Genomic DNA, 25,531 nt, shown 5'->3' on the forward strand with positions numbered 1-25,531 from the left:
GGGGGGGGGGGGGTGTTTGGCGGGTGTGTTTTTTTTTTTGGGGGGGGGGGGGGGGAGAAGGGGGGGAGAAGGAGGGGGGGGGGCGGGACGCCTCCCCTCCCCCCCGCCCCGGGCTCCCGGCCCGGTCAGGGACCGGTGGTCGTCGGGATCTCGGTGTTGTAGTCCGCGAGCCTGGCGATCTGAGCCGCACTCAGGATCCCCTGGTAGGCCCAGACGTCGTCCAGCTCGCCGGAGAAGTACTCGCCCCAGGTGCCGGCACCCGTCCTGGCCCGCCCGAACTGCAGGCCCGGGCCGGCGTCGAAGGGCCGCCTGGCCGGGCCCCACGAGGTCCGCGAGACACAGGAGTCGCCGCTGGTGCAGAGCTGGTTCTCCGGCTGCCCGTTGACGTACAGCGACAGCTGTCCCGCCAGGGCGTCGTACGTCACCGCGAGGTGGGTCCAGTTCTCCAGCACGCTCGTGGCGGGGGAGTGGGCGACCACGGTGCGGCCGGTGGTGGCGCCGTCGCCGGTGTTCACCTCGGCCTGCCACTCGCCCAGGTGGGCGCCGGTGGCCGGATCGTCCTTCAGGTAGTGCCAGCGCACGGTGACCGCGTCGCCGTTGGCGCCCGCCTGGGAGAGCACCGTCATGTCCCGGGTCGGGACGCCGGCGGTGTCCGCCCACGCGGCGAGGGTGAAGCTCTGGTCGGCGTGCAGCGGGGTGGTGGCGCTCTGCGCGTAGCCCTTGACGCCGTCCAGCTGGAGTGTGCCAGGAGTGAGGAGGAGCCCGCCGCCCGGGTTGGTCCTCGCGCCGTCGCCGAACTGCGCTCCGGAGGCGGTGCTGTTGTCGTCCGGCGAGACGAGCGGAGAGCCGGCCGCGGTGTCGAGTCGCCAGCGGCCCACCAGCTGCGGTCGCTGCTTGACCAGGTCGGCGGCCTCGGTGGCGGTCACCACCCGGTCGTAGAGGCGGACGTCGTCGATGTCGCCGTCGAAGAAGTCGCCGTTCCTGCCTTCCCGGCTGATGGCGCCGATCTGCACCGGGCCGGGGTCGGGCCAGGGCGTGGTCTGGACGTAGTCCGTCTCACCGACCAGCGTCCCGTTGATGTACAGGCGCAGCTTCTGCGCGGTGGCGTCGGAGACGCCGAGCAGGTGCGTCCACTGGCCCTCGTTCGGGCCGAAGCAGGGGATGCCGTTGACCGGCCCCGTGCAGACCGGCTGGACGGCGCGCACCAGGGTGTCGGCGGCGCTGTCCTCCTTGTAGCGCCCGAAGATCCACTTCTTGCTGTAGGCCGAGTAGTAGAGGGAGAACTCGTTGTTGTGGGCCCCGATCTGGTCGAGCACCACGCGCGCGGCGGTGTCGCCGTCGGCGAGCTTGGGCAGACGCACCCAGCTGGAGACGGAGAAGCTCCTCGTCCCGTCGACCACCGGCCGCGCGGTGCGGGCGTAGCCGCTGGTGCCGTCCAGGCGGATCGCCTTGTCGGCGACGCCGGGGATGCCGAGCTGCGCCGCGCCGGAGACCGTGAGGTCGTCGGACTCCGACGCGCCGGGTGCGGTGCGGGCGTTGCCGTCGAGGTGCCAGACCGCCTTGGCCGGGAGGCCGGTGGCGAGCTGCCGGTCGGCCGCCACGTCGGTGGCCTCGCTCGCGGACAGCGCGCGGTCCCAGACCTTCACCTCGTCCAGCGCGCCCGACCACGGGTCGTTGTAGCCGCTGCGGTAGCGCATCCGGCCGAGCTCCAGCGACCCCCGGGCCGACCAGGAGGCCGGGGCGGCCACCGGCGCACCGGCCGGCACGCCGTTGACGTACAGCATCACGGTCCTGGCCGCGGCGTCGTACACGCCGGTCAGGTGCGTCCACTGGTTCAGCGCCGCCGGACCGGTGGCGCCGGCCAGTTGGTAGCCGTAGCCGACGTCGTCCGTGCTGACCGTCTCGAAGGCCCAGCCGCCGTTGCGCACGCCGAGGCTGAAGCCGGGCATGTACGACCCGGACTGCGAGACCGCCGAGCGGTTGCGGTCGGCGTTGGCGAGCTTCACCCAGGCCGAGACGGTGAAGCTCCTGGCGGTGTCGAGCACCGCGCCCTGGGTGCTCGCGTAGCCGTTGGCCGTGGCGTCGAAGGCCAGGGCCTCGCCCAGGTGCCCGGGGGACTGCGGGCTCGCGCCGGAGCCCAGCGTGGCGTCGGACCCGCCGCCCGTGCCGGTCAGCCTGGTGCCGGAGGCGTCGTCCATGGACCACCCGGCGCGCTGCGGCTGGCCGGCCAGGACGTTGAAGTAGTACGTCTCGGGCTGCGAGGCGTTGCCCGAGCCGTCGATCGCGCGGGCGGTGAGGGTGTGCAGGCCGGGTTTCTCCGGCAGAAGGTTCACCGTGGCGGCCGCGCCGCCGCTGACGGCCACCTCGTTGGTCAGGGCCGTGCCGTCCACCACCCACTGGTACTTGGCCACGTCGGTGGCCTTCGACCTGACGGTGAAGCTTCCGTAGCGGCCGACGCCGTCGGTCCAGGGCAGGGCGGCGGTGGCGTCCGAGGAGCCCGGGTAGGACGAGGACGTGATGGCGGGGCCGTCGGGCGCGGTGGTGTCGACGGAGAAGTAGCAGTCGGTCGGGTCGCCGTCCGAGGACCACGGCCCCCACTCGGCGCCGTCCCAGGCCCGCACCTCCCAGCCGTACTGGCCCTTCGCGGGCGCCGGCAGCGCGGGCAGGGTGATCGAGAAGGCCGAGCCGGAGGCCTTGAAGGTGTCGGAGCCGGGCGCGGTGCCCTCCGCGCCGGTGGACCACCAGCGGCGCCGGAAACCGGTGGTGCCGTCGTCCCAGGCGGCGGCGAACTGGAGGCCGACCGCCTCGCCGTCCGGGTCACCGGCCTTCGCGGTGAGCTGGGGCCACTTGTTGAGCTTGACCCCGGTGGACACGCACATGCCGGGCGACATGGTCAGGTCGCTCATCGGGGTCTGGCGCGGAGGCACGTTGTAGCGGACCCGCAGCGCGGCGTCGTCGGTGAACTTCTTCCAGCCGTAGAGGTCGCTCTCGTCGCGGGCCCGCAGCCCGAAGGTGGTGGACGACCAGCCCCAGTTGGCCGCGTCCTGGACCAGGTCGCGGACCGGGCCCGAGTCGCCGCCGAACTCCAGCTGGCCGGCCGGGCAGTCACCGCTCCAGCCCTTGGCCGTCCAGATGGTCTGCAGGTAGCGGTTCCAGAACCCGCTGCCGTTCTGGCTGTCCCAGGTGAGGCCCGAGCTGATGTAGCCGGTGTTCCAGAGCTCGACCGGCGTCTGGTGGGTGCAGTCGAAGGACCAGCTCTCGTTGGCGACGAACTCGGCGCTGAGGATGTGCTTCCCGGCGAACTGGCTGGTCGGCACCTGGAAGAACGCCCGCTTCACGTCACGCGGCTGACAGCGCGAGGTGTCACCGCAGTACCCGACGCCCCAGTCGCCGACGTACTTGCCGTTGTAGGTGAAGTGCCAGTACGACTGCGAGTGCCAGTACTGCGAGACGCCCGCCCAGTCGCCGGCGTGCGGCGTGCTCCAGGCCGGGTCGATCATGACCGGGTAGACCGTGCCCGGGTCGTCCAGCATGGACCGGTCCGGGGTGAGGACCATCCCGTCCTGCGTCTTCGGCAGCTCCACGCCGATCCGGGCCACCTTCGCCCCTTCGCCGGGGGCGGCCAGGGACGGGGCCTCGGGCGCTTGGGCCGCGGGTGCCTGGGCGGCGGGCGCCTGCGCCGCGAGCGATCGCTCCTGCGGGCGGGAGGTCTGCGCGGGCTCGGCGGCCGGCGCCACCTTGGTGGCGGAGTCCCACATCACCGGGGTCGGGGCCTCGAAGACCGTGCCGCCGGCGCCCTTGTCGACGGCCGTCATCGAGCCGTCCGCGGCCTGCGCGACCGTCAGGCCGTCGCCCTGGAGGCCGAGCCGGAGCCGCCCGAGCTCGGGGTTCTTCGCGGCCTGCGGGGTGTGCACCACGAGGACCTGGGTGAACCCGGTCCGGGTCGCGGTCAGCCGCAGGTCCACGTCCGGCAGGACCGAGTGGTACTCGGCCGTACTGCCCTTCAGGTCGGGCTTGGGCAGCGGCTTGGGCCAGCTGAGCTTCAGCTCCCGGCCCGCCGAGGCCATCCGCACCAGCGGACGGCCGCTGCCGCCGCCCGAGAACTCCACCTCGGCCGTCGCCGCCTTGGCCGCCACCACGCCGCCCGGCCGCTCGGTGAGGGTCGGGTCGATGTCCACCCAGGTACCGCCCCGGCGCACCCAGTGCGGCTGGACGTACGTCGTCGTCACCAGCTGTCCGTCCGGCTGCGCGACCGTGTCACTGGACTCGCTCCGCTTCTGCGCGACGTCCACCGGCTTGCCCGTCCGCCGTGCCTCGGCGACCGCGAGGCCCTCCGGCCCCTCGGCGGAAACCGCACCGGCCGCCGTCGCCCCCTGACCGGGCCCGGTGCCCACGGCACCCGCGCCGCCCGCGGCGGTCGCCGGAACGACCCCCGCCCCGAGCAACGCCCCCACGGTCAGCGCGGCGGCGAACCAGCCCTGGGCGAATCGCCTCCACCTTTTTCTTTGCACTGTTAACCAATTCGAGATCGACCGACATCGTGAAATGACGGCACCGAATCGGGCCTGCGGGGAGGTCCACGGAACGGGTGAAACCGATGGGGACGCGGCCGGAATCGGAGACATCCCGCCTGGTCGGGCATCGGGTCCGCACTCGATGTCCCGAGCGCGCCGTCGTGTGCGCCCCGTGAAGGCCGTTTCCTCGGCGCCAGGGCAGAACTGTAGGGGGCGCGGGCGGTCGGTAGGCCGGGGCGACCTGTCCGGGCGCCTGTCTCACGCCTGTCTCACGGCTCTGACCTGCTGTTGTTCAAGTCGGAAAGGCACGGAATTGGAGACACCGAGGGGGGATCGGAGGGTTCGACAGGGGGGTCCTGGTGCCCGGATCGGCTCTCCCGTCCGGCATGCAGGTTCGTATACGATTCTTGAATCACTGCTGACGGAACCCAAGTCGAAAGGATTTCAGGGAATTGACCAGGATGCGTTTCGCGCCGTGCGCGCGCCGACCGGGATCGTACGGTGCGGTGTGGCACCGTACGGGGTGGTGCGGCGCCCGCCGGTCGCGATGATCGCCTCGGCCCGGAAGAACGCGATGTAGTCGATCGGCGAGCCGATCGGCGGCCCGCCCGGCGCGGCATTGCGCATGCCGACCAGCGCGAACAGGGTCGCCGCCATCCCGCCCACGACGGGGACCGGAAGGCCCTACGGCGCGATCTCGAACGCGGGCGGCTCGAGACCCGCGAGGCAGCCGGTGTCCGGTGCGGTCGGGGTGTCGAAGAACGACCGTGTGATCGACTGGGCGCACGGCGAGTCGGCGAAGACCACGTGGGCGACGTAGGGGACCGTCACCTCCGTGGAGCGGCTGAGCGTGCGGGCGGCGTACGGCCCGCTGCTCGGTGCGGTCTGGGCGTCGAACCCGCCAGAGAGCACGAGGGTCGGGACGTCGCTGTCCGTCACGTCCCGGATCGAGTCCGGCGCGGCGGGAACGTCCCAGGCACGGCAGTCCGCCTGGAGGAAGGCGAGCAGCGGGGCATTGGCCACCACCGACCGGGGGAAGGACGGGAAGGCGCGGTGCCCCGCCCGCATCACGTCGGCCCGGCTCTCGAACGGCGTCCACTCGCTGCAGAAGACGCCGTAGGCGAGCCCGTGGGAGACTCTGCCGACGGCCTGCGGGCTGAGCTTGCCGCCCGCCCACTGCTCGGCGATCCGCCGGGGGTCGCCGTGGGCCAACTCGTCGATGGAGCGGGGCACTCCGGCCGCCAGATGGGTGGCGGAGACCAGCCAGTTCACCAGGACCCCGCCGTCCAGTACGACCTCGACCGGCTCCGGGTGGCCCGGGACGGTGACGGTGGTGCTGACCGGGTCGGCTTCGAGCTCACCGACGAGGCGCTCGAAGGTGCCCTTCAGGTCCGGGTAGCGGTCGGCGCAGGCGGGCTGCCGCGCGCAGGCCCCGAACAGGCCGTCGAAGCCCTCGCGCGCCGCCTTCCACGTCACGGCCCCGCCCGCCAGGGACGGCGGCAGCACGCCGTCGATGCCGACCGAGCGGATGCCCTCCGGGTGCAGGCGCAGGTAGGTGAGGGCCAGGTCGGTGCCGTACGAGATGCCGAAGACGTTCCACCGCTCGACACCCAGCGCCCTGCGCAGGTCCGCGTAGTCGGCGGCGCTCTCGGTGCTGTTGTAGGCGCCGAGCTCGGCGCCGCGGCCCTCCAGTTCGTCGTGGCAGGCCCGCGTCGCCCGGACGTGCAGGCGCCCGGTGGAGCGCGCGCCGTAGACGAGGTCGAGGGCGCTCGCGTTGAACTCGTCGATGTTCGGGCAGGTGAGCGCCGGGTCGGCCGAGTAGGTCCCGCGCTGGGACATGAAGATCACGTCCCGGTCGCGGTTCAGGTCGCCGTTGAGCGCCAGGGGGATCTCGGAGACCGCGTCGTCGCCGGGCCCGCCGGCGAGCCACACGATGGGGTCGTCGGCCTTCCGGTGGGTGGCCGGCACGATCGCGACGCCGAGGGTGATCTTCCGTCCCTCGGGGTCGTCCCGGTCCTCGGGCACGGTGAGCGTTCCGCAGCGGGCCCCCGTCAGCGCGGGGGACGGGTCGGCGGTCCTCGGGCAGGGGCCCGGCGCGTAGCGGGCGTGGCCCGCCGTCCGGGCGACGGTGCCGAGGGGCTCCCCGGCGCCGGACGCCGCCCGGGCGGGCGCCGCGGCCGGGCCGGTGGCGAGGCCGGTGAGGAGACCGGTGACGAGGCTTTGGACGAGGACGGCGGCGGTGGCCCCGGCCAGGGTGGTCAGCGGCCGTCGCGCGGTGCGCCGGTGCCGGGCTGGGCGGATGGACATCATGCGGACTCCGGGCCGGGGGTGATGGTGAACGGTTCGGGGGCGAGCCCGGCCACGCAAGCGGTGTCCGGCGGCGCGGTCGGATCCGCCAGGAAGGAGGCCAGGACGCTCTGCGCGCAAGGGGACTGGGGTACCACCCAGTGGCCGATCCCGGGGATCCGCACGGTGGTCGAGCGGGACAGCGTCCGGGCCGCGTACGCGCCCCAGGCCGCCCCGGACTTGGCGTCGAAGGTGCCGGAGAGGACGAGCGCGGGCACGTCGCTGACGGTGGCCACCCGCTGGACGCCGGTGCGGTCCGGGACGTCCCAGGCCCGGCACACGCCGTACTCGAAGGGCAGCTGCGGTGCCTGCGCCAGCACCCGGCCCGGCCAGCCGGGGAAGGCCTCGCGGCCGGCCTCCAGAACGTCGGAACGCGAGTACCCCGGCACCCACTCGCTACACGCCACCGACTGGGTCAGGCCGTGGCCGATCTCGCCGACCGGGGTCTTCGCGCCGGCGGCCTGGGCCCGTGCGAAGCGCTCCGGATTCCCGTCGGCGAGCTCGTCGAGCGCCGCGGGGACGTCGACGGCCTTCACGGAGTTGGCGACCAGCAGGTTCACCAGGGCGCCCCCGTCGAGGACGACCTCCACCGGCTCGCCGCCCGACGGCGGCCGCGCCGCCAGCCGCAGCGGACCCGCCTCCAGGCGCCGGACCTGCTCCGTCAGCGTGTCCGGGAGGTCCGGGTAGCGGCTCCCGCAGACGGGCTGCGCCGCACACGCCGCGAGGATCGCCCCGATGCCCTCCCGGGCGCTGTCCCAGGTCCACGGCAGGCTCACGATGTCCGGGGGCACGACCGAGTCGATCGCGACCGAGCGGATCCCCTCGGGGTGTCGCCGCAGGTGGGTGAGGGCCAGTTCGGTGCCGTACGAGTACCCGTAGACGTTCCAGCGGTCGACGCCCAGCGCCTCGCGCAGATCGGCGAAGTCGTCGGCGTTCTCGGTCGTGTTGTAGGCGTCCAGATCGATGCCGTCGGCCGTCAGCCGGTCGTGGCACTGTCTCGCCGCACGTACCAGCCGCCGCCCGGTCGACGGCGCGTCGTAGCGCAGCCCGACGGACTCCGCGGTGAACCGGTCGATCTCCGGGCAGAGCAGGGCCGGCTGGGAGTGGAGCGTGCCGCGCTGGGCCATGACGATCAGCTCGCGGTCTCGGTTCACGCCGGAATCGAGGAGGAAGGGGACGCTCCCGAACGCGTCGCCCCCGGGCCCGCCTTCCATGAACACCACCGGGTCCCCGGCCGGCGTCGCCGAGACGGCCGGGATGATCGCGACGGCCAGCCGGATGGTGCGTCCGGTGCGGTCGGCGCGGTTCTCCGGGACCTCCAGCATGCCGCAGCGCCCGGGGACCGGCTCGGGGGTCCGCGGGCAGGCGCCGGGCACGAACCGTGCCGCGGTTCCCGACAGGGGAGCGCGGACGGCCGGTGACACCGCACCGGCCGGCGTCGGGCCGGCCGCCCCCAGGACGGCCAGACCGGCCGTGGCGAGCGCTGTCCCGGTGCGTGCGCCCCGGGAGCCTCGCCGTCCCCACCGGTGTCGCGCCGGTATTCGCCCGGACCGGGCGCTCCCGTGGACGGACGGCGGGTGGCCCGGGCTGTCGCCCTGTCCCATCATGTGGTCCCGTCTCTCTCACGGCCCCGGAACGGACGGCGCCGCGTGGTGCCGGCCGCCGCCGCACGGTTCGTCCGGGGACTGCGCAGCCCAGCCTCGGGCCGCCGGGAGACGGCCACCACTCGTGGGCTCCACTCGGAGCAGTGGCCGCTCCGGCCGCGGCGGGCGGCGTGGCCGCCCGGGCCGAGGCCGCGGTCACAGTGCGACTACAGCACGGTCCTCACCTCGGGCCGGATCCAGTCGCCGGGCCAGCGCCGGTGCCTGGGGCGGCGTCCAGGCGAACAACTACCGATGTGCTCCGCCGAGGCCGACCGGCCGGGCGCGTCGTGGGCGGGTGGCCCCGTCCACTGCCAGGGACGCCGGCCGTCCGCAGCAGCAGCCCACTGCCGACGGGGAAGCCCGTTCCGGGCGACGCCGGATCCTGGGGCTGCGCCTTCTCCAACGGCTGCCGAACCGGGCGTTGCTGCGCACACCCCGCCGGCGCTCGAGTACTGAGCCCGGCACAGCGGCGTGTCAGGGCCCTTCCGGTTCCGCCCGGGTGCCCGGGACCGTCTGGGCCGCCGGTTCGGACGGCTCCATGCAGGTTCCGCACGCCGGTGCAGGGTTCCGGCGTGGACTCGGACTTCCTGTCTTGCTGTCTGACAGGTTCACGCGCTGATCATGCGACGCCCGGTGACGTCGCGTCAAGGCCGGATTCATGCCCTGCCGTGCAGGTGGGGGCATCGGCGTTCTGCGATCGCCCGCCCTCGGCTCCGCTCGTGCACGGACCCTCGCGGCGTGACAAGTCCACTACTGATCGGATTTGATCGTACGACTCTCGCAGGGCAGGCTCGGTGCCGCACAGTGGCGGAACCGCCACGGTCCGGCACGGAGGGAGCCGCATGTCCGGGACCGAAGACAGCAAACCGGCCGCACACGTCGTCGTCGGGTACACCCCGCAGGACGGTTTCGTCGCCGTCCAGCTCAATCCGCCACCAGCGGAGTACGTGTGGCACGACCGGCAGGCCGAGCACCACCAGGAACGGTTCGGGCCGGGTAACGGCTACCAGCAGTGGCTCGCCGTCGATGCCGCGACCGGTGCCGTCTGGTTCGGGGACACCGACTGGCGAACGCGGGACGAGGACGCCGACCTCTGGTTCCCGGGACACCGCCGGGCCACGGTCGGCGATGGCGCTCTGCCTTCCCCGGCGGTCTTCGCCCTCCCGCTCACCCACCGCGCTGTTGACGACCAGGGCACCGACACCTGGCGCTTCTTCGGTGCCGAGGAGCTCCACGCACTGGTCCGGCGGGTACTGCCCCTGGTCCAGCGGGTGATCGGCTCGCTGCACCGTGTGGGCCCCGGCGAGGATCTGGAATGGTCCGCCGAAGCCGCCACAGCCTGGACCGATCTCGAACAGGCTTGCCGGTACACGCTCGACGAGACGGGAACGGTGGTCTGGGCCGAACCCCGCATGAGTCCGGTTCCCGCATGGCGGGTCGAGGTGGCCGACTTCCTCGCCCGGAATCCGGAGCTGTGCGACCCGGCTTGGGCGACGGCCACCGACGCCGAGTTGGACGGCTGCGCCGCTTACGAACCCGAATCCGGTTACGGCGGCGTTCCGGGACGGATGTGCGCTCCGGCGGGCGTTCGGATCGAGGAAGGTTACGCGTTCTACGGTCACCGCGCGGCTCTGTACGCCCACCGCGCGGCCGCCTGCGGCGACCGCGTCCCGGTCGAGGCCGGGCTCTGGCTGCGGACCAGCGATGCCGGACGGAGCAGCTGGGAGAGCGCGAAGGTCGTGGGAGCGAGTCTCGCCGACGCCCCTGACTGCGTGTTGGACCACCTCGCCGAGACGTTCCGCGGCGCTGCGGCCGACGACGGCGTGGTCCTCACCGGCCTGACGGCCTACCTGTGGCAACAGCGGGCCGAGGAAAGGGCGGCGGTGGACGACATGCTCGCCGCCACGGGGGAGGAACTCAAGCGCCTGGAGGAGTTGCTCAAGGACGTCCGCCTGGTCCGGAACACGGTCCTGACCCGAGTCCTCAGCTGGACCGACGGGCGGGACGACGAGGTGATCGCCCGTCTCGCGGCGATGTCCCCCGTCGCCGTGGCCGAGTGGCGTGAGCGGCTCACCGCCGACCGGAGCATCCCCTCGGGGGCGTGAGCGGTTGCCCGGAGGGCCGGCCCACGGGCGGCCGGCATCCTTCGGCCGCGCACTCGTCGCGGCGTCGCCCCGGCTCATGAGAGGGCGGCCAGTGCCTGCGCGGCGAGCATCCGTTCCAGGGCCAGGAGGGCGCGCGGGGCGTGCCGGGTGTCGATGCGGACGGTGTAGATGAAGCGCGTCAGCTCCGGACCGGCGAGGGGACGCGCCACGACCTGGGTGATGCCCGGGGGAAGGGCCAGCCTCGGCATGACGGCGACGCAGAGGCCGGCGGAGACGAAGCCGAGCACGGTGTTGAAGTCGTCGCCGTCGTATTCCAAGCGGGCCTGGAAGCCCGGCGTCTTGGCCATCTGGGCGAGCAGTTCCAGGCGCAACGCGGCCTCCGGAGCCGCGATCCACGTCTCGGACGCGAGGTCTGCCAGGTCGATGACGTCCCGGTGGGCGAGGTGGTGGTCCGCCGGGACGACTGCCACGACCGGGTCCCGTGCGACCAGCAGTCGGCGCAGCGTCCGGGGCGGTGGCACCGGAATGAAGTCGTAGTCGTAACTGAGGGCCAGGTCCATGTCCCCCCGCTTGAGCCGGTTGTAGCCGGCGTCCGGTTCCACCTGGGAGAGGCTGACCTGCACGTCCGGATAGATCGAGTGGAGCTCCGCCAGCGCCTTCGGGACGATGCCCGCGGCGGAGGAGGCGAAGGCGCCGAGCCTGATCCGTCCGGCCGTGCCGGCACGCATGGCGTCGAGTTCCACGGCCGCCGCCGCCAGTGCGCTCCGCACGCGCTGCTCGGCGTCGAGGAGGACCCTGCCGGCCGGGGTGGCGCGCACGGGTCGGCGCTCGATCAGGATGAGGCCGGCGCGGCGTTCGAGTTCGGCGATCTGTTGCGATACGGCGGGTGCGCTGTAGCCCAGCTCGCGGGCGGCGGCGTTGAAGGAGCCGTGGCGGACCACGGCTTCGAGGGTGGCGAGCAACCGGGGGTCGAGTCTCTGCACGGAGTTAAGGCTCACTTATCTGTCGCGAAGATGTCTTTTCTTGTGCTTAAGCATGAACGGCAGCAGGATTCTTGCTCGCGGCCCGAATGCGCAAGCCTCCGCCCCCGGGTCCGCGACCCACCCCACCCGCCTCGGGCGCGTCCGTGTGCCCGAGGGGCCGTGCACCCCCTCCTCCCCAGCCCGCCCGCACCCGCCTCCGTCGAGCGGATGGGCCGGGGGGAGACGGCCGTCGACGATCGACCCCCGCCCCCTGGAAGGAAGTGGTATGCCCAAGCCACTCATCGGACTGACCACCTACCTCGCCGATGCCCAGTGGGGGGAGTGGGAGCTGCCCGCCGCACTGCTTCCCGCGGCGTACGTCAGCTGCCTCCAGGCGGCGGGCGGCCGTGCGGTCCTGCTGCCGCCGGACGCGCCGGAGGCCGCGCCCGACGTCGTCGCGCGTCTGGACGCGATCGTCCTGACCAGCGGTGAGGACGTGGATCCCGCGTTGTACGGGGCGCGGCCGCATCCGTGCACGGGACCGCCGGTGCGCGAGCGCGACCGGTGGGAGCGGGCCGTGCTGGCCGAGGCTCTCGCGCGTGACGTGCCGGTGCTCGGAGTCTGCCGCGGAATGCAGTTGATGAACGTGCACGCGGGCGGCACCCTGATCCAGCACCTCCCCGAGAGGCTGGGTCACCACGGGCACAACCTGCACGGCGGGCACTTCTCCCCCCACGCCGTCACCACGGTGCCGGGGACGCGGATCGGTGCGCTCCTTCCAGGGACCCGCAAGGTCGCCACGCACCACCACCAGGCGGTGGAGTCCCTCGGGGCCGGCCTGATCGTGGCCGCCCGCACGGCGGACGGCACCGTCGAGGCGATCGAGAGCACCCGGCACCGCTTCGCGGTCGGCGTGCAGTGGCATCCCGAGATGGCCTTCGACTCGGCGGTGGTGCATGCTCTGGTGGCCGCGGCCAGGTCGACGTCGACCCCTGCGCCGACTCGCGTCGGCGAGCGAGAGGTGCGTGTGCGGCCGAGTTCACCGGAGGTCTCGCGGACGACTCCGGGGTCTTGACACCACGGCGCTCCGAACCCCAGGATCAGCCCGTGAACCTGTCAGACAGCCAGACAGGTGGGGCGATCCCGCGGCGCGTCAGCGCGATGGAAGCGGTCTTCGGCCACCTGCGCAGCGCCATCGAGCGCGGTCAGTACGCCGTGGGGGACAAGCTCCCCTCGGAAGCAGAGCTGTGCCGGACCCTGGAGGTCAGTCGGCCCGTGCTGCGGGAGGCACTCCGTGCCCTGCAGGCCATGGGCCTGACGGTCTCGAAGACCGGAAAGGGCACCTTCGTCGTGGCGAACACGGTCGAGGAACCCACCTTCGGCGACTACGCGGCCGGCGACCTCCTGGAAGTCCGCCGGCACGTCGAGATCCCGGTCGCCGGCTACGCGGCGCTTCGCCGGACCCCGGAGGACCTGGACCACCTGGCCCACTTGCTCGACCGGATGGAGCGGGAGACCGACACCACCGCGTGGGTCGCCCTGGACACCGTGTTCCACCTGGCGGTGGCCGAGGCCTCCCGCAACCCGGTGTTCCGCCGGGTGATCGAGGAGATCCGTGACGCACTGGCGCGTCAGTCGACCTTCCTCAACGAATTCTGTGGTAGGCGCGAGCAGTCCAACTGCGAGCACCGGGCGATCGTCGAGGCCCTGATCGACGGTTCCGAGACCGACGCCGTCGAGGCGATGTCCCACCACCTCCACCGCGTGGAGGCCACCCTCACCGACATCGTGCGCCCCCAGCGGGCGGACACCCCAAGAGAAGGCAGAGCCGAGGCGTGAGCGAGCAGTTCCTCAAAGACGAGAAGCGCCCCACGACCCGTCACGTCGACGCCGGTGACGCCGGCTACAGCAAGTCCCTGAAAGCCCGGCACGTCAACATGATCGCCATCGGCGGTGCCATCGGCACCGGGTTGTTCCTCGGCGCGGGCGGCCGGCTCGCCGATGCCGGGCCCTCCCTGTTCGTCGCGTACGCGATCTGCGGAGTCTTCGCGTTCCTCGTGGTGCGGGCGCTCGGCGAGCTCGTCCTGTACCGCCCTTCCTCCGGCGCCTTCGTGTCGTACGCCCGGGAGTTCATGGGGGAGAAGGGCGCGTACACCGCCGGCTGGATGTACTTCCTCAACTGGGCGACCACCGGCATCGCCGACATCACCGCCGTCGCCACGTACACCCACTACTGGCACCTGTTCTCCGACGTTCCCCAGTGGGTGGTCGCGCTCGTAGCCCTGGCCGTCGTCCTCACCGTGAACCTCATCTCGGTGCGGATCTTCGGCGAACTCGAGTTCTGGTTCGCCATCGTCAAGGTCAGTGCCCTGGTCGTCTTCATGGGCATCGGGATCTTCCTGCTCGTCACCCGGCACCCGGTCGACGGCGTCGTACCCGGTCCGTCGCTGATCACCGACAACGGCGGGATCTTCCCCAACGGCCTGCTGCCGATGCTGTTGATCATCCAGGGCGTCGTCTTCGCCTACGCCTCCGTCGAACTGGTCGGCGTGACGGCCGGGGAGACCGAGAACCCCGAGAAGATCATGCCGAAGGCGATCAACTCGATCATGTGGCGCGTGGGCCTGTTCTACGTCGGCTCGGTCGTGCTGCTGTCGATGCTGATGCCGTGGAGTGCCTACACCTCCGGCCAGAGCCCCTTCGTGACGGTGCTCTCCCACATCGGTGTCCCGGCGGCGGGCAGCGTGATGAACCTGGTCGTCCTCACGGCGGCGATGTCCTCGCTCAACTCGGGCCTCTACTCCACCGGCCGCATCCTGCGCTCCATGGCCGTCAACGGATCGGCCCCGCGCTTCACCGCCCGGATGAGCCGCAGCCACGTGCCCTACGGCGGCATCCTGCTCACCAGCGGCATGTGCGTCCTCGGTGTCGGCCTCAACTTCGTGGTCCCCGCCGAGGCGTTCGAGATCGTGCTCAACCTCGCGGCCGTCGGCATCATCGCCACCTGGGGCATGATCATGGTCTGCCACCTGCTGTTCTGGCGGAAGAGCACGACCGGTGAACTGACCCGCCCCGGCTACCGACTGCCCGGCTCGCCCTGGACCGAACTCGTGACGCTGGCCTTCCTCGCCGCCGTCCTGGTCCTCATGTACGCCGAGGGCGGAGCCGGACGCACCACCGTGCTGTGCATACCGCTCATCGCCGCCGCACTCGTCGCCGGCTGGTACACGATCCGCGGGCGCGTCGCGCGCACCGCCGCCGGAGCAGACGACTGAACCCGGGCGGTCCGGGAGGACCGCGCGGACCCACCGCGCGTCCGCCCGGGCCCGCCGCCCGCAGGCACGTAGGCCAGCGCCCCCACACCATCACCGATCGAGGCAGTCATGCTCACCAGCCCCCTCACGGACGCGCCCGCGATCCGTGAACCCCGCCACGCGCCCGTCGCCCACGTCACCCGGAGCGGCGTGGTCGAGAGCACCCACTACGGTTCCGTCGTCGTCCTCGGCGCCGACGGCGAGGTCCGGTTCCAGCTTGGCGACGCGGAGGCCGCGTTCTATCCGCGATCGGCCCTCAAGCCCGTCCAGGCCGTCGCCATGGTCCGCGCGGGACTGCCGCTCGACGGCGAACTGCTCGCCCTGGCGATGGGCAGCCATTCCGGCGAGGGACGCCACCTCGCCGGTGCCCGGCGGATCCTGGAGCTCGCCGGCCTCACCGAGGACGACCTGCGCAACGTTCCGGACCTGCCGTTCGGCCCGGCCGTCCGCGACACCTGGATCCGGGAGGACCGTGCTCCCTCCCGGCTCGCCCAGAACTGCTCCGGCAAGCACGCCGCGATGCTCCACCTCTGCAAGCTCAACGGATGGCCGCTGCAGGACTACGACGCCCCCGAGCATCCGCTCCAGCGGATGATCGCGGAAGTCGTGGAGGACCTCACCGGCCAGCGCATCGCGCGCGCCACCGTGGACGGCTGTGGCACCCCCCTGTTCGCCGTCTCCCTGCGCGGCCTGGCCCGTGCCGCCGCGCGCATCGCCACCGGCGCGCCCGGGACCCCCGAATTCAGGGTGGCGGACGCCCTGCGCAGCCACCCGGAGATGGCCTCCGGTGCGGGGCGGGACATGGCCGAGCTGATGTACGCGGTACCCGGGCTGCTCACCAAGGACGGCTTCGAGGGCGTCCAGATCGCCGCGCTGCCGGACGGCCGCGCCATCGCCCTGAAGATCGCCGACGGGGCGAACCGGGCGCGCGTCCCGGTGGCGGCGGCAGCCCTGGCGCTGGCGGGAGTCGACCCGCGGCTGCTCACCGGGTTCGCGGGGGAGCCGGCGACCGGCGGCGGCCGGCCCGTCGGCGGCGTGCGGCCGGTGGCGGCGCTGGACCCGTCGGCCCTGCTCGCCCCCGCGTGACCCGACCCACCACTCCGAGAAGAGGACCCGCACACACATGACCGCCGCCACCCGCAGCGAACACGACCTGCTCGGGGACCGCGACGTCCCCGCCGACGTCTACTGGGGCGTCCACACCCTGCGCGCCACCGAGAACTTCCCCATCACGGGCACGCCCATCTCCGCCCACCCGCACCTGATCGACGCGCTGGCCGCCGTGAAGGAGGCCGCTGCCCTCGCAAACGAGGAACTCGGCCTGCTGGAACCCGCGAAGGCGGAGGCGATCGTCGCCGCCTGCCGCGAGATCCGCGCCGGCAAGCTGCACGACCAGTTCGTCGTGGACGTCGTCCAGGGCGGCGCCGGCACCTCGACCAACATGAACGCCAACGAGGTCGTCGCCAACCGGGCGCTGGAGCTGCTGGGCCACGCCAAGGGCGAGTACCGGCACCTGCACCCCAACGAGGACGTCAACCTCGGCCAGTCCACCAACGACGTCTACCCGACCGCCGTCCGGATCGCGACCGTGTTCGCCGTGCGGGGCCTGCTCGACGCGATGGCCGTCCTCCAGGACGCCTTCGCCCGCAAGTCCGCCGAGTTCCACGACGTCCTGAAGATGGGCCGCACCCAGCTGCAGGACGCCGTGCCGATGACGCTCGGCCAGGAGTTCTCCGCCTTCGCCGTCATGCTCGACGAGGACCGCAGCCGCCTCGCGGAAGCCGTCGAACTCATCCACGAGATCAACCTCGGCGCCACCGCGATCGGCACCGGGCTCAACGCCCCCGCCGGATACGCCGAATCCGCCCGGCGCCACCTCGCCGACATCACCGGGCTGCCCCTGGTCACCGCCGCCAACCTGGTCGAAGCCACCCAGGACTGCGGCGCGTTCGTCCAGATGTCCGGCGTCCTCAAGCGCGTCGCCGTCAAACTGTCCAAGACCTGCAACGACCTGCGACTGCTGTCCTCCGGGCCGCGCGCCGGCCTCGGCGAGATCAACCTGCCACCGGTGCAGGCCGGTTCGAGCATCATGCCGGGCAAGGTCAACCCGGTGATCCCCGAAGTCGTCAACCAGGTCGCCTTCGAGGTGATCGGCAACGACGTCGCGATCACCATGGCCGCCGAGGCGGGGCAGCTCCAGCTCAACGCCTTCGAGCCGATCATCCTGCACTCCCTGTCGGAGTCGATCACCCATCTGCGAGCGGCCTGCCACACCCTCGCCGAGCGTTGCGTCGTCGGCATCACCGCCAACACCGAGGTGCTGCGCGCGACCGTCGAGAACTCCATAGGGCTGGTGACCGCCCTGAACCCGCACATCGGCTACACGGCCGCCACCGACATCGCCAAGGAGGCCCTGGCCAGCGGCCGGGGCGTGGCCGAACTCGTACTGGAGAGGGGCCTGCTCCCGGCGGAGCGGCTCGCGGCCCTGCTGCGGCCCGAGGTCATCGCCGGCAGCGGAGCGGCCGTGGCCTGAGGACGGCGGCCGAGGCCGCCGGCTTCCGGGCCGCTTCGCGGTCGGTGCTGATCCTGACGGCCGGTCACTGGTGCGGAGTCGCCGCCATCCCGATCCCCCGGGGCGCCGAACTCGCCGCCGCCCGATCGCGGTCGACGGGCCGGGCCCGTTGCCCCGGAGCGGTGGATCAGTCGCCGGTGATCCTCGACCGGAGCTCGCCGCGGGCCGTCCTCCGTCGGTAGCGCACCCGCGCGGCCCCGGCACGGCCTGCCCGGGCCGTGCGCTGATCGAGAACGACATGGAGTTCCACCGCCGGCTGGCGGCGGGGTCGACCAGCGGCGCCGCCAGGCCGACGGCGGACAGCACCGCCCCCGACGCGCGGATCGAACCCTCGGCGATCCACGGGACGGCGGTGTCCTGCGAGACCACGCCGTGCCGACGGGTCCGGGTGGTCGGCGCGGACGGTCCGCCCGCCGTGCAGCGACGGCCGCAGCCGCTTGTGCAGGCCGACCCAGGCGGTCAGGCGTTCCAGCTCCTCCTCGGAGCAGGCCGTGATGTCCCACTCGGTGCCGGCGTGCCCGAACGGCGCGGTGGCCAGCCGGATGGGTACTGGGCTGGTGCGTCCGGTGGTGTGGGCGGTGGCAGCGCCGACGTGGCTGCCGGTCAGCTCGGGGGGATGAACAGCCCGGTGTAGCACTGGATGCGCTGGCGCTCGACGGGGTCGTTGGTGTCCGAAGCCCATGTCCGGTCGGTGCGTTCCAGGATGCCGTAGTCGATCCGGGCGCCGCCGGAGGAGCAGGACCCGATAGTCGCCGAGGCCGGCGCTGTCGTCGCGGTGGCCGACGCCCTTCCGGCGTGCCGGCGCCCCTCGGGGCGCCGGCACCCGAGGCCGGCGTCAGTAGATGAGGACGTCCCAGTGGCTGCCCTCGTTGCAGTACAGGTTGCCCGACGCGGCCTTCCACTGCGGGTAGCCGTCGCCCCGGAGGCCGATGTAGGTGAAGCTGTTCTGGATGTAGTTGTCGATGCAGGAACTGCGGGCGATGTCGACCTTGTAGCCGTTGTAGTGGCTGTAGGTGCCGGAGGCGTGGCCGACCTCGGTCCCGCCGGTGATGTTGATGGCGCAGCCGCTGGCCTGCTTGAGGGTGATGACGGCGCTCACCGTGCCCGAGTTGATCTGGTCGAACGAGGTACAGGTGGAGTTGGACCTGGTGGTGCAGCCCCCACTGGAGCTCCACGTGACGCCGGCGTTGCTGAGCTGACTGGCGGCCGTCGACTGCGACAGCTTGGTGCCGCTGGCGCCGGCCGTGGGCGCCGAGAGCGCGAGGCCGGCCAGGGCCAGGGCGACGACGGTGGCTGCGGTGCGTGGCTTCATCTGCATCTCCCGGTGAGGATGGTGTGCCTCCGACTCGGCTTCCCGCCCTCCTGCCGCGCCTCGGCAGGAGGGCGGGAAGCCCGGAGCCGGGCCTGGGGAACCGGCCCGGACGAAGGGGACGTACGCAGTGCGGTGACGCGGCGGTGCTCCGGCGCGAGGGCCGACCGATCCGTCCGGCGCCACCGCCCGCGGTTCCCGGGCAACGGGAACGACGGGCTTCGAGCGCCGGCATCGCACCAGGATGCCCCACCGTTGTCTATGCGAGTAGACCCCGGTCTGTGAATTTCGCGTGACGGGGAGCGGCCTTCAGCGCGTCGAAGCGCTTCACGGGGTGCACCGCACGATCGCGGAACCGGGCCGGCCCCTTTTGGCCCGCTTTGGCCCGTTTCGGCCACGAAGGTACGCCCGGGCGGGGTGCTCGGCCTGGGGTGGCGGCGTGGCCGCTGGCGCGTCGTGCGCGCGCGGAGTAGACGACTCTTCGACGCGACGGCAGCGACGGTCCCCGGGGCCGGGACAGGGTGTGGTGGGCCGAGGATGCGACTGGCTCTCGTGACGTGCTTCAACGCGGACTGGCACTTCGGCAAGGTCCCCTCGCCGTACGTGCCGCTGAACCTCCTCGGGCTGGCCGCGGTGGCCCGGCGCAGCGGGCACGAACCGGTGGTGGTGGATCCGACGCTCGCGCTGCTGGAGGGCCGGGTGGGGGACGGGCCCGAGTTCCACCGGGAGGTGGCGGAGCTCATCTGCGAGTCCCGGCCCGACGTCGTCGGCCTCACCACGATGTGCAACTCCTACCCTCAGACGCTGGCGCTGGCCCGGCAGTGCCGCGAGCTGGATCCCGACGTACGGATCCTGCTCGGCGGCCCGCAGGCCTCCGTGGTCGACGTCGCGACCCTGCGCGAGTTCGGCTGGATCGACGCGATCGTGCGCAACGAGGCGGACCGGTCCCTCGTCCGGGTGCTCGACCGGTGGGCGGCGGGCGACGACCTGGCCGGCGTGGCCGGCACCACCTGGCGGGGGCCGGACGGCGGCCCGGTGCGCGAACCCGCCGCACCCCTGCTGCAGGACCTGGACGAACTGCCCTTCCCCGCCTACGACCTGTACCCCTTCGAGCGGACCCTGCAGGACCTCGCGCCGGTGGAGGCGGGCCGGGGCTGCCCGTACGGGTGCACGTTCTGCTCGACCAACGTGTTCTTCAACCGCGACTACCGGATCAAGTCGCCGGCCCGGCTGATCACCGAGATGCGGCACCTGCGGGACGCCCACGGATTCACCCGGTTCGACCTGGTGCACGACATGCTGACCGTCGACCGGCGGTGGGTCCTGGCGTTCTGCGCCGCCCTGCTCGACGGCGGGCAGGGCTTCGAGTGGGCGTGCAGCGCGCGGACCGACCGGGTGGACGACGAACTGCTGGCCACCATGGCCGCCGCCGGCTGCCGCGGGATGTTCTTCGGGATCGAGACCGGATCCCAGCGGATGCAGCCGCTGGTGCGCAAGCGGCTGCGCACCGACGCGGTGCTGCCGGTCATCCGCTCCGGCACCGACCGGGGGATCTCCTGCACCGCCTCCCTGATCGTCGGCTTCCCGGAGGAGACCACCGAGGACGCGGTCGCCTCGCTCGACCTCGCGCTCGACGTCCTGCAGCTCTCGCCGGACACCCAGGCGCAGATGCACCTGCTGGCGCCGCTGGTGGGCAGTCCGCTGTACGAGGAGCACCGCGAGGAGCTGCGCTTCGACGGGCACAGCTCCGACATCTCGCTCTTCCTGCTGGACGAGGAGGAGATCGCGACGGTCACCCGCCACCCCGACATCTTCCCGAGCTTCTACCACATCCCGACGCCGCACCTCGACCGCGACCTGGCCAAGGCGATCTCCGCCGCCACCTACACCTGCCCGACGCTGTTCCTCGCGCTGCGCACCGCCGGCGCCGACCTGCGGCAGGTGCTGACCGGCTGGACGCGCTGGCAGCACCGGCACGTGGGCCCGGAGCAGCTCCGGCCGGACTACTACCTCTACGGGTTCGTCCCGGACCTGTGCCGGTACCTGGCGGCCGAGGTCCTGGACGGGCTCGGACCGTGCGCCCCGGTCCTGCGCGACCTCATGGCGTACGTCGAACTGCGGTACGCCCTGCAGCGCCAGCTGACCGAGGACGGGACGGTCTTCCGGGCCTTCGACTGTGACGTCCGGGAGCTGAGCGCCGCGCTGCGCACCGGTGGCGGCCTCGACGTGGAGCGCGTAGCGTCCGACCTGCTGTTCGTGAACCTGACGGTGTCCCGGGGCCGCGGCTACGCCTTCCTGGAGGTGTCGGTCCCGCGCACCGCCGACCCGCTGGTCCGGCCCGGGGACCGGCTGGAGATCCGCGACCCGGTCCGTCAGCTGCTGTCCCGTCCGGAGCTGGTCATCCGCAACACCTCGCAGCGGCGCGCCTTCGCCGCGAAACACCATCTGACCGAGCGCCACGTGACGGCGCTGGGGCTGCGGCGGGAACCGGCCGGCACCGCCACCGGGTGACCGGGCCGCCGGGCCCACCGACCGACGTCGCGCACAGGACAGACACCGGTACACCGAGACGAAGGAGAACATGATGGCTGGAGACGTGGCAGCGGAGCGCGGCAAGCCCGTCGGCGACCTGCCGTTCGAGGAGCTGGCGTTCGAGGAGGTCCCGTTCGAGGACCTGCCGGTCGGCGAGCTGGGGCTCGTCGAGCTGGAGTCGCGGGTCGAGGCGGAGGCCCAGGCGAGCGGCGTCACCACGGTCGTCACGACGGTCGTATCGGGCCGGTGGTAGCCGAACGGCCGAACGGCGGGGTCCGGGTCGAACGGCACGTCGGCTGGCGGGGCGACAACGCCCTGGTGGAGGAGGCCCGGCGGCCGCTGCGGCGCCGGGTCGCCCGCCTGCTGCAGGTGGACGGCCTGCCGGCGACCGCCGGCCTGCCGTCCGAACGGCGGATCGCCGCCGGGGTCGACCCCCGGGTCTTCTACACCTACCCGCTGCTGTTCTACACCGCCTTCCCCCGCGTCTCGCTGGCGCAGCTGCGGGCGCTGTCCGTCAGCGGCTCGTACCTCTTCGACTACGTGCTGGCCCTGGACGAGGTACTGGACCGCCCCTGTGCCCGCACCGGGGGAGGCCTGCTGCTGGGCGGCCTCCTCCAGCGCGAGGCGCTGCACGGGCTGTACGCGCTGCTGCCGCCCGCCAGCCCGTTCTGGGGCCACTTCGACCGCTACTTCGGGCACTTCTGCCAGGCGGTGCTGCGCGAGGAGGCCCGGCACCGCGGCCTGCTCCAGCCGTACCCCAGGGAGGAGCTGGAGCTCGTCTACGCGGGCAAGTCCGCGATCGCCAAGGCCTGCCTCGCGGCCCTCGCCGTACTCGGCGGGGACGAGCGGCCGCTGGCCGGACTGGAGGCCTCGCACGACGCCCACTACGTGGCCTTCCAGCTCGCCGACGACCTGGCGGACTGGCGGATCGACTACCGGCGCGGGCACTACTCCTACCCCCTCACGGTGGCGTTCCTGCGGGCCGGCTGGCAGCGGCGGGTGGAGTCGGCCGAGCGGCCCCCGGTGTCCGAGGTGGCCGAGCTGCTCGCCCGGGAGGGCGTGGTCGAGGAGGTCCGCGCGCTGGCGCTCGGCCACCTGGACCGCGCCGAGGGCGCGGCCGACCGGATCGCCGAGGGGAGCTGGCACGCCGCCATCCGGACCACCCGGCAGCGGATCGCGGGTCCGACGCTCGGCCTCGACCTGCCGACCGAGCCGCCCGCCACTGCTCCGTACGGTGCCCCGGCCGGGCCGGCCGCGGGAGTAGGGGCGCTCGGGGTGGTCGGGGCGGCTGCCTGGCGGGGCGACCGGCGGACACCCGCGACACCGGTGGCGGCGTCCTGGCGGCCCTGGCTCGACGCCCACCGGGAGCCGCGCACGCCCGGGCCGGCGGTGCTGGCGGAGCAGTTCCGGATCCTGGAGACCGCCGGCCCGGCGCGCACCACGGGTGAGGCCCTGTGCCAGGTCGGCCTGGCGATCGCGGCCTCGCGCCGGGCCCTCCCGCAGTACGGCCTGGCCGAGCACCTCGGCGTTTCCGCGGCCGAACTGGACTGGCTCGACCAGCACGGCCCGTGGCTGGACGGCCTGCTCGCGCTCGGCCTCGACGAGCCGCCCGAGCCGTGGCGGCCGGGCCGCGCGGAACCGTCGGGCGGGGTGCCGTCGGGCGGGGTGCCGGGCTGGGTGCCGCCGGCGGTCGGCCGGTACCTCGGCCACCGGCTGGTGAAGGGAGCCGGGCCGGGCGGCGCCCAGGCCCCCGACGTGCTGCTCCGCGCCTACCGCGCCGAGTCCGTGGCATAGGACGGAGGCGACCGTGACGCTGCTGCTGATGGAGACCCGTGACACCGACCGGGTGTTCGCCGAGCAGTGGGCCGGCCTGCCCGGCCGCGAGGACCGCCCGTGGGACCCGGCGCAGCCGCTCCCCGGGGCACTCTTCGACCACTTGCCGTTCCTGCTGTACGAGTACTTCGCGACCGTCCCGATGGGTGCGGCCCGACGGGTGGCGCTGGCCGCGCGGGCGGGCGGCGCGGCCCGCTTCCTGCGGTTCCGGCAGAGCCGGGGCCAGTGCGCACCGGCCCGGGCCGACCGGGAGTGCGCGTCCCTGCGGCGTTACGCCACCCGACAGTTGGCGGACGACCTGCCGGGCCGGGACCCGTTCCGGCAGTCGCTCTCCGCCGGTTACCGCCGCCCCTGGGACCCGGCCGGCGCCGGGGCGGAGCTCGCGCACACCACCACTGAGGCGTTCGCCGCGCTGGCCGGGACGCCGGGGCCGGTCGGACCGGTGACCGAGTCGCAGAGCCGCCTGTACGCCGGGCTCGCCCGCTACCGCGAATGCGTCGACTGGAAGGAGGACTTCCTGCACGGCCACCCCTCGCAGCTCGTCCCCCGGCTGCTCGCCGAGCTGGGCCTGACGCCCTCGGCGACCCGCGCCGCCCGAACCGAGCTGGTCGCCGACGCGGCCCGCCGCTTCCACTACGGCGGCCTCGCCGAACACACCCTCGACGAGGCCGCCGAGCAGCTGTGCCGTGCGCTGGCGGCGGTGACCGACCTGCCGCCCGCGGGCTGGGTGGAGCGGCTCATCGGCTTCTCCGAGTCCGTCCGCGGGCTGCGCGCGGACCTCGACCGGATGCGCCGGGACGGGCTGGCCCGGGCGCGCGCCGCCGCGGGCCGGGGCGGCCGTCCGGCGGCACGGCGGGACACCGCCCCCGGCGCCACCGTGGCCGCGCCCACCGCCGATACGATTGCCGACTCCCTTGCGGCAGCGGCCCGTTACCTGCGGCGGGAACAGGATCCGGCCGGCCGCTGGGGCGACTTCCTGCTGCTCGGCCAGCAGAGCACCTCCTGGGTCACCGGCTACGTCGGCTGGAACCTGGCGACCGTCGGCACGGCGGCGGACGCCCCGGGCGCGGCCGACTCCGGGGCCCCGGCGAACGCCCCGGCCGCGGCGTACCCGATTCCGGTGAACTCCCTTGCCGAGGCGGCCGATTGGCTGGTCGCCAACCGCGCTCCGGGAGCCGGGTGGGGATACAACGGCCAGTGGCCGGTGGACGTCGACTCCACGGCGAACGCCCTGCTGTTCCTGACCCGGATCGGCGCGCCCGAACCGCAGCGGTGGCGACCGGCGTTGGACTGGCTGCTGTCGACGCAGCGACCCGACGGCGGGTTCACCACCATCGTGGACCCGGAGCCCTGGCTCGTCCGGTTCCACTCCGACGCCGGCGACCTGCGCGGTTGGACCTCCTCGCACCCGTGCGTGACCGCCGTGGCCGCCCTGCTGCTGGCCGGCCTGGACGGTGAGCGGGAGCGGCGCGCGGCGCTGCGGGCCGCGCGCCGGCTCCTGGACCAGCAGCGCCCGGAGGGCAACTGGGAGGCCTACTGGTGGGCGGGCGGACTTTACACCACGTGCCGTGCGGTGCAGGCGATCGGAGAGCTGAGCCGCCGTACCGACCTGCCCGGGGCGGCAGCGGCCCGGGCGGGAGCCGCCGGGTGGCTGCTGCGCGCCCAACGCCCGGACGGGGGTTGGGCGCACGCGCCGAACCGCGCGTGCGCCGCCTTCGCCACCGCGCTGGCCGTCCAGGCGCTGGGCGAACTGCTCACGGCGCCGCCCGGAGACGACTGCCCGGCCCTCCGGGCGGCCCTCGCCCGCGGCACCCGGTGGCTGGTGGAAAACCAGCGACCGGACGGCAGTTGGCCCGTCGTGCCGATCCTCCGGGTGCCCCGGCCGCAGCTGACGGAGCCCTGGGAACAGACGTCGTGGACGGAATCGATCGCGGGCCTCGACGTCGTCGCCGAGGACTGGCGGCGACTGTTCACCACGGCGACGGCGCTCCGCGCCCTGCACGTCGCATCGCCGACCGGCGGTGCGGTGCCCGCAATCCCGACAGGAGACCTGTGATGGCAACAGAAGAACGGCAGAGCGTGCCCCGGCGGTACCGCGCCACGGGCGCGGACGAGACCCGCCAGCTGATCGCCAGGATCCGCACCGCGTTCCCGGACGCCACGTTCACGCTGCAGCAGCGCGTCGTGGACGACAAGGGCGCGGTCGCGTTCGTGTGGTCGGTGCGCGGCACCCAGAGCGGCGAGGTGGACGGCTACCCCGCGACCAACGCGCCGGCCACGCTGACGATCGTCACCAGCGCGCTCATCGAGCCGGCCGGTTCACGTTAGGCGACGGGCTCTGGCCGACGGGCTACGGCCTCGGTGGCTCCGGCGGTGGCTCCGTCGGGGCCACCGCCGTTCC

Annotated in this window: 16 protein-coding genes and 2 pseudogenes; 11 read left to right on the forward strand and 7 right to left on the reverse strand. The window is 73.2% G+C overall.

All coding sequences use genetic code 11. From position 1 onward, the window contains the following. Nucleotides 1-125 precede the first annotated feature (125 nt). From ACFVGO_RS17960 to ACFVGO_RS17975, 4 genes and pseudogenes are all read right to left on the reverse strand, one after another. Nucleotides 126-4,394, reverse strand: a complete 4,269-nt coding sequence (locus ACFVGO_RS17960; RefSeq protein WP_380632716.1) for a LamG domain-containing protein — start codon at nt 4,392-4,394, stop codon at nt 126-128. Between the two features lie 564 nt (nt 4,395-4,958). Next, nucleotides 4,959-5,183: pseudogene (locus ACFVGO_RS17965) on the reverse strand (DUF4436 family protein); the annotation flags it as partial. A gap of 15 nt (nt 5,184-5,198) precedes the next feature. After that, the gene (locus ACFVGO_RS17970; protein WP_380632752.1) at nt 5,199-6,821 is read right to left on the reverse strand and encodes an alpha/beta fold hydrolase; all 1,623 of its coding nucleotides are present in this window, start codon (nt 6,819-6,821) and stop codon (nt 5,199-5,201) included. Then, nucleotides 6,821-8,185 (reverse strand): alpha/beta fold hydrolase, encoded by a 1,365-nt coding sequence (locus ACFVGO_RS17975; RefSeq protein ID WP_380632719.1) that lies wholly within the window; start codon nt 8,183-8,185, stop codon nt 6,821-6,823. The genes ACFVGO_RS17970 and ACFVGO_RS17975 overlap by 1 nt, the downstream gene beginning before the upstream one ends. Nucleotides 8,186-9,345: 1,160 nt before the next feature. Here ACFVGO_RS17975 and ACFVGO_RS17980 point away from each other — a divergent pair. Then, nucleotides 9,346-10,608, forward strand: coding sequence for a hypothetical protein (locus ACFVGO_RS17980; protein WP_359897248.1), 1,263 nt, complete (start codon nt 9,346-9,348; stop codon nt 10,606-10,608). Nucleotides 10,609-10,682: 74 nt separating this feature from the next. Here the strand turns inward: ACFVGO_RS17980 and ACFVGO_RS17985 are convergent, their stop codons facing one another. Further along, the gene (locus ACFVGO_RS17985; RefSeq protein ID WP_380352682.1) at nt 10,683-11,591 is read right to left on the reverse strand and encodes a LysR substrate-binding domain-containing protein; all 909 of its coding nucleotides are present in this window, start codon (nt 11,589-11,591) and stop codon (nt 10,683-10,685) included. 265 nt (nt 11,592-11,856) lie between these two features. On the opposite strand from ACFVGO_RS17985, the gene ACFVGO_RS17990 reads away from it, so the two are divergent. The 5 genes from ACFVGO_RS17990 to aspA all read left to right on the forward strand — a co-directional run bounded on the left by ACFVGO_RS17990 (nt 11,857) and on the right by aspA (nt 17,417). Then, nucleotides 11,857-12,645, forward strand: coding sequence for a gamma-glutamyl-gamma-aminobutyrate hydrolase family protein (locus ACFVGO_RS17990; RefSeq protein WP_359897251.1), 789 nt, complete (start codon nt 11,857-11,859; stop codon nt 12,643-12,645). A gap of 86 nt (nt 12,646-12,731) precedes the next feature. Next, complete coding sequence (locus ACFVGO_RS17995) at nt 12,732-13,409, forward strand: FadR/GntR family transcriptional regulator (RefSeq protein ID WP_359897292.1); 678 nt, start codon at nt 12,732-12,734, stop codon at nt 13,407-13,409. Then, nucleotides 13,406-14,845, forward strand: coding sequence for an amino acid permease (locus ACFVGO_RS18000; RefSeq protein ID WP_359897252.1), 1,440 nt, complete (start codon nt 13,406-13,408; stop codon nt 14,843-14,845). Before ACFVGO_RS17995 ends, ACFVGO_RS18000 begins: the two co-directional genes overlap by 4 nt. Nucleotides 14,846-14,953: 108 nt before the next feature. After that, nucleotides 14,954-15,970: an asparaginase gene (locus ACFVGO_RS18005; protein ID WP_359897253.1), complete on the forward strand. Its 1,017-nt coding sequence runs from the start codon at nt 14,954-14,956 to the stop codon at nt 15,968-15,970. A 37-nt stretch (nt 15,971-16,007) separates the two neighbouring features. Then, nucleotides 16,008-17,417, forward strand: coding sequence for an aspartate ammonia-lyase (aspA, locus tag ACFVGO_RS18010; RefSeq protein WP_359897255.1), 1,410 nt, complete (start codon nt 16,008-16,010; stop codon nt 17,415-17,417). A 166-nt stretch (nt 17,418-17,583) separates the two neighbouring features. Here the strand turns inward: aspA and ACFVGO_RS18015 are convergent. Both ACFVGO_RS18015 and ACFVGO_RS18020 read right to left on the reverse strand, forming a co-directional pair. Next, nucleotides 17,584-18,203: pseudogene (locus tag ACFVGO_RS18015) on the reverse strand (alpha-galactosidase). Between the two features lie 88 nt (nt 18,204-18,291). Further along, nucleotides 18,292-18,774 carry a hypothetical protein gene (locus ACFVGO_RS18020; RefSeq protein ID WP_380352678.1) on the reverse strand — a complete coding sequence of 161 codons (483 nt, stop codon included), beginning with the start codon at nt 18,772-18,774 and terminating at the stop codon, nt 18,292-18,294. Nucleotides 18,775-19,302: 528 nt separating this feature from the next. On the opposite strand from ACFVGO_RS18020, the gene ACFVGO_RS18025 reads away from it, so the two are divergent. The 5 genes from ACFVGO_RS18025 to ACFVGO_RS18045 all read left to right on the forward strand — a co-directional run bounded on the left by ACFVGO_RS18025 (nt 19,303) and on the right by ACFVGO_RS18045 (nt 25,458). Further along, on the forward strand, nt 19,303-21,276 hold the full coding sequence (locus ACFVGO_RS18025; RefSeq protein WP_380632725.1) for a B12-binding domain-containing radical SAM protein: 1,974 nt from the start codon (nt 19,303-19,305) through the stop codon (nt 21,274-21,276). A 70-nt stretch (nt 21,277-21,346) separates the two neighbouring features. Continuing rightward, nucleotides 21,347-21,550 (forward strand): hypothetical protein, encoded by a 204-nt coding sequence (locus ACFVGO_RS18030; protein ID WP_359829662.1) that lies wholly within the window; start codon nt 21,347-21,349, stop codon nt 21,548-21,550. Continuing rightward, nucleotides 21,544-23,091, forward strand: coding sequence for a hypothetical protein (locus ACFVGO_RS18035; protein ID WP_359897260.1), 1,548 nt, complete (start codon nt 21,544-21,546; stop codon nt 23,089-23,091). Before ACFVGO_RS18030 ends, ACFVGO_RS18035 begins: the two co-directional genes overlap by 7 nt. 13 nt (nt 23,092-23,104) lie before the next feature. Further along, nucleotides 23,105-25,186, forward strand: a complete 2,082-nt coding sequence (locus ACFVGO_RS18040; RefSeq protein WP_380632727.1) for a prenyltransferase/squalene oxidase repeat-containing protein — start codon at nt 23,105-23,107, stop codon at nt 25,184-25,186. After that, nucleotides 25,186-25,458, forward strand: a complete 273-nt coding sequence (locus tag ACFVGO_RS18045; RefSeq protein WP_359897263.1) for an ester cyclase — start codon at nt 25,186-25,188, stop codon at nt 25,456-25,458. Before ACFVGO_RS18040 ends, ACFVGO_RS18045 begins: the two co-directional genes overlap by 1 nt. The last annotated feature ends 73 nt before the right edge of the window (nt 25,459-25,531 follow it).

Origin of the sequence: Kitasatospora sp. NPDC057738 (genome assembly GCF_042798815.1) — a bacterium.
GTDB classification, from domain to species: domain Bacteria; phylum Actinomycetota; class Actinomycetes; order Streptomycetales; family Streptomycetaceae; genus Kitasatospora; species Kitasatospora lactacystinica.

What these genes read in the sequence shown, in the direction of transcription:
- ACFVGO_RS17970 (WP_380632752.1), bottom strand. Translation starts at nt 6,821, where the DNA reads ATGTCCATCCGCCCAGCCCGGCACCGGCGCACCGCGCGACGGCCGCTG.
- ACFVGO_RS17975 (WP_380632719.1), bottom strand. Translation starts at nt 8,185, where the DNA reads ATGCTGGAGGTCCCGGAGAACCGCGCCGACCGCACCGGACGCACCATC.
- ACFVGO_RS17980 (WP_359897248.1), top strand. Translation starts at nt 9,346, where the DNA reads ATGTCCGGGACCGAAGACAGCAAACCGGCCGCACACGTCGTCGTCGGG.
- ACFVGO_RS17990 (WP_359897251.1), top strand. Translation starts at nt 11,857, where the DNA reads ATGCCCAAGCCACTCATCGGACTGACCACCTACCTCGCCGATGCCCAG.
- ACFVGO_RS17995 (WP_359897292.1), top strand. Translation starts at nt 12,732, where the DNA reads ATGGAAGCGGTCTTCGGCCACCTGCGCAGCGCCATCGAGCGCGGTCAG.
- ACFVGO_RS18005 (WP_359897253.1), top strand. Translation starts at nt 14,954, where the DNA reads ATGCTCACCAGCCCCCTCACGGACGCGCCCGCGATCCGTGAACCCCGC.
- aspA (WP_359897255.1), top strand. Translation starts at nt 16,008, where the DNA reads ATGACCGCCGCCACCCGCAGCGAACACGACCTGCTCGGGGACCGCGAC.
- ACFVGO_RS18020 (WP_380352678.1), bottom strand. Translation starts at nt 18,774, where the DNA reads ATGCAGATGAAGCCACGCACCGCAGCCACCGTCGTCGCCCTGGCCCTG.
- ACFVGO_RS18025 (WP_380632725.1), top strand. Translation starts at nt 19,303, where the DNA reads ATGCGACTGGCTCTCGTGACGTGCTTCAACGCGGACTGGCACTTCGGC.
- ACFVGO_RS18030 (WP_359829662.1), top strand. Translation starts at nt 21,347, where the DNA reads ATGATGGCTGGAGACGTGGCAGCGGAGCGCGGCAAGCCCGTCGGCGAC.
- ACFVGO_RS18045 (WP_359897263.1), top strand. Translation starts at nt 25,186, where the DNA reads ATGGCAACAGAAGAACGGCAGAGCGTGCCCCGGCGGTACCGCGCCACG.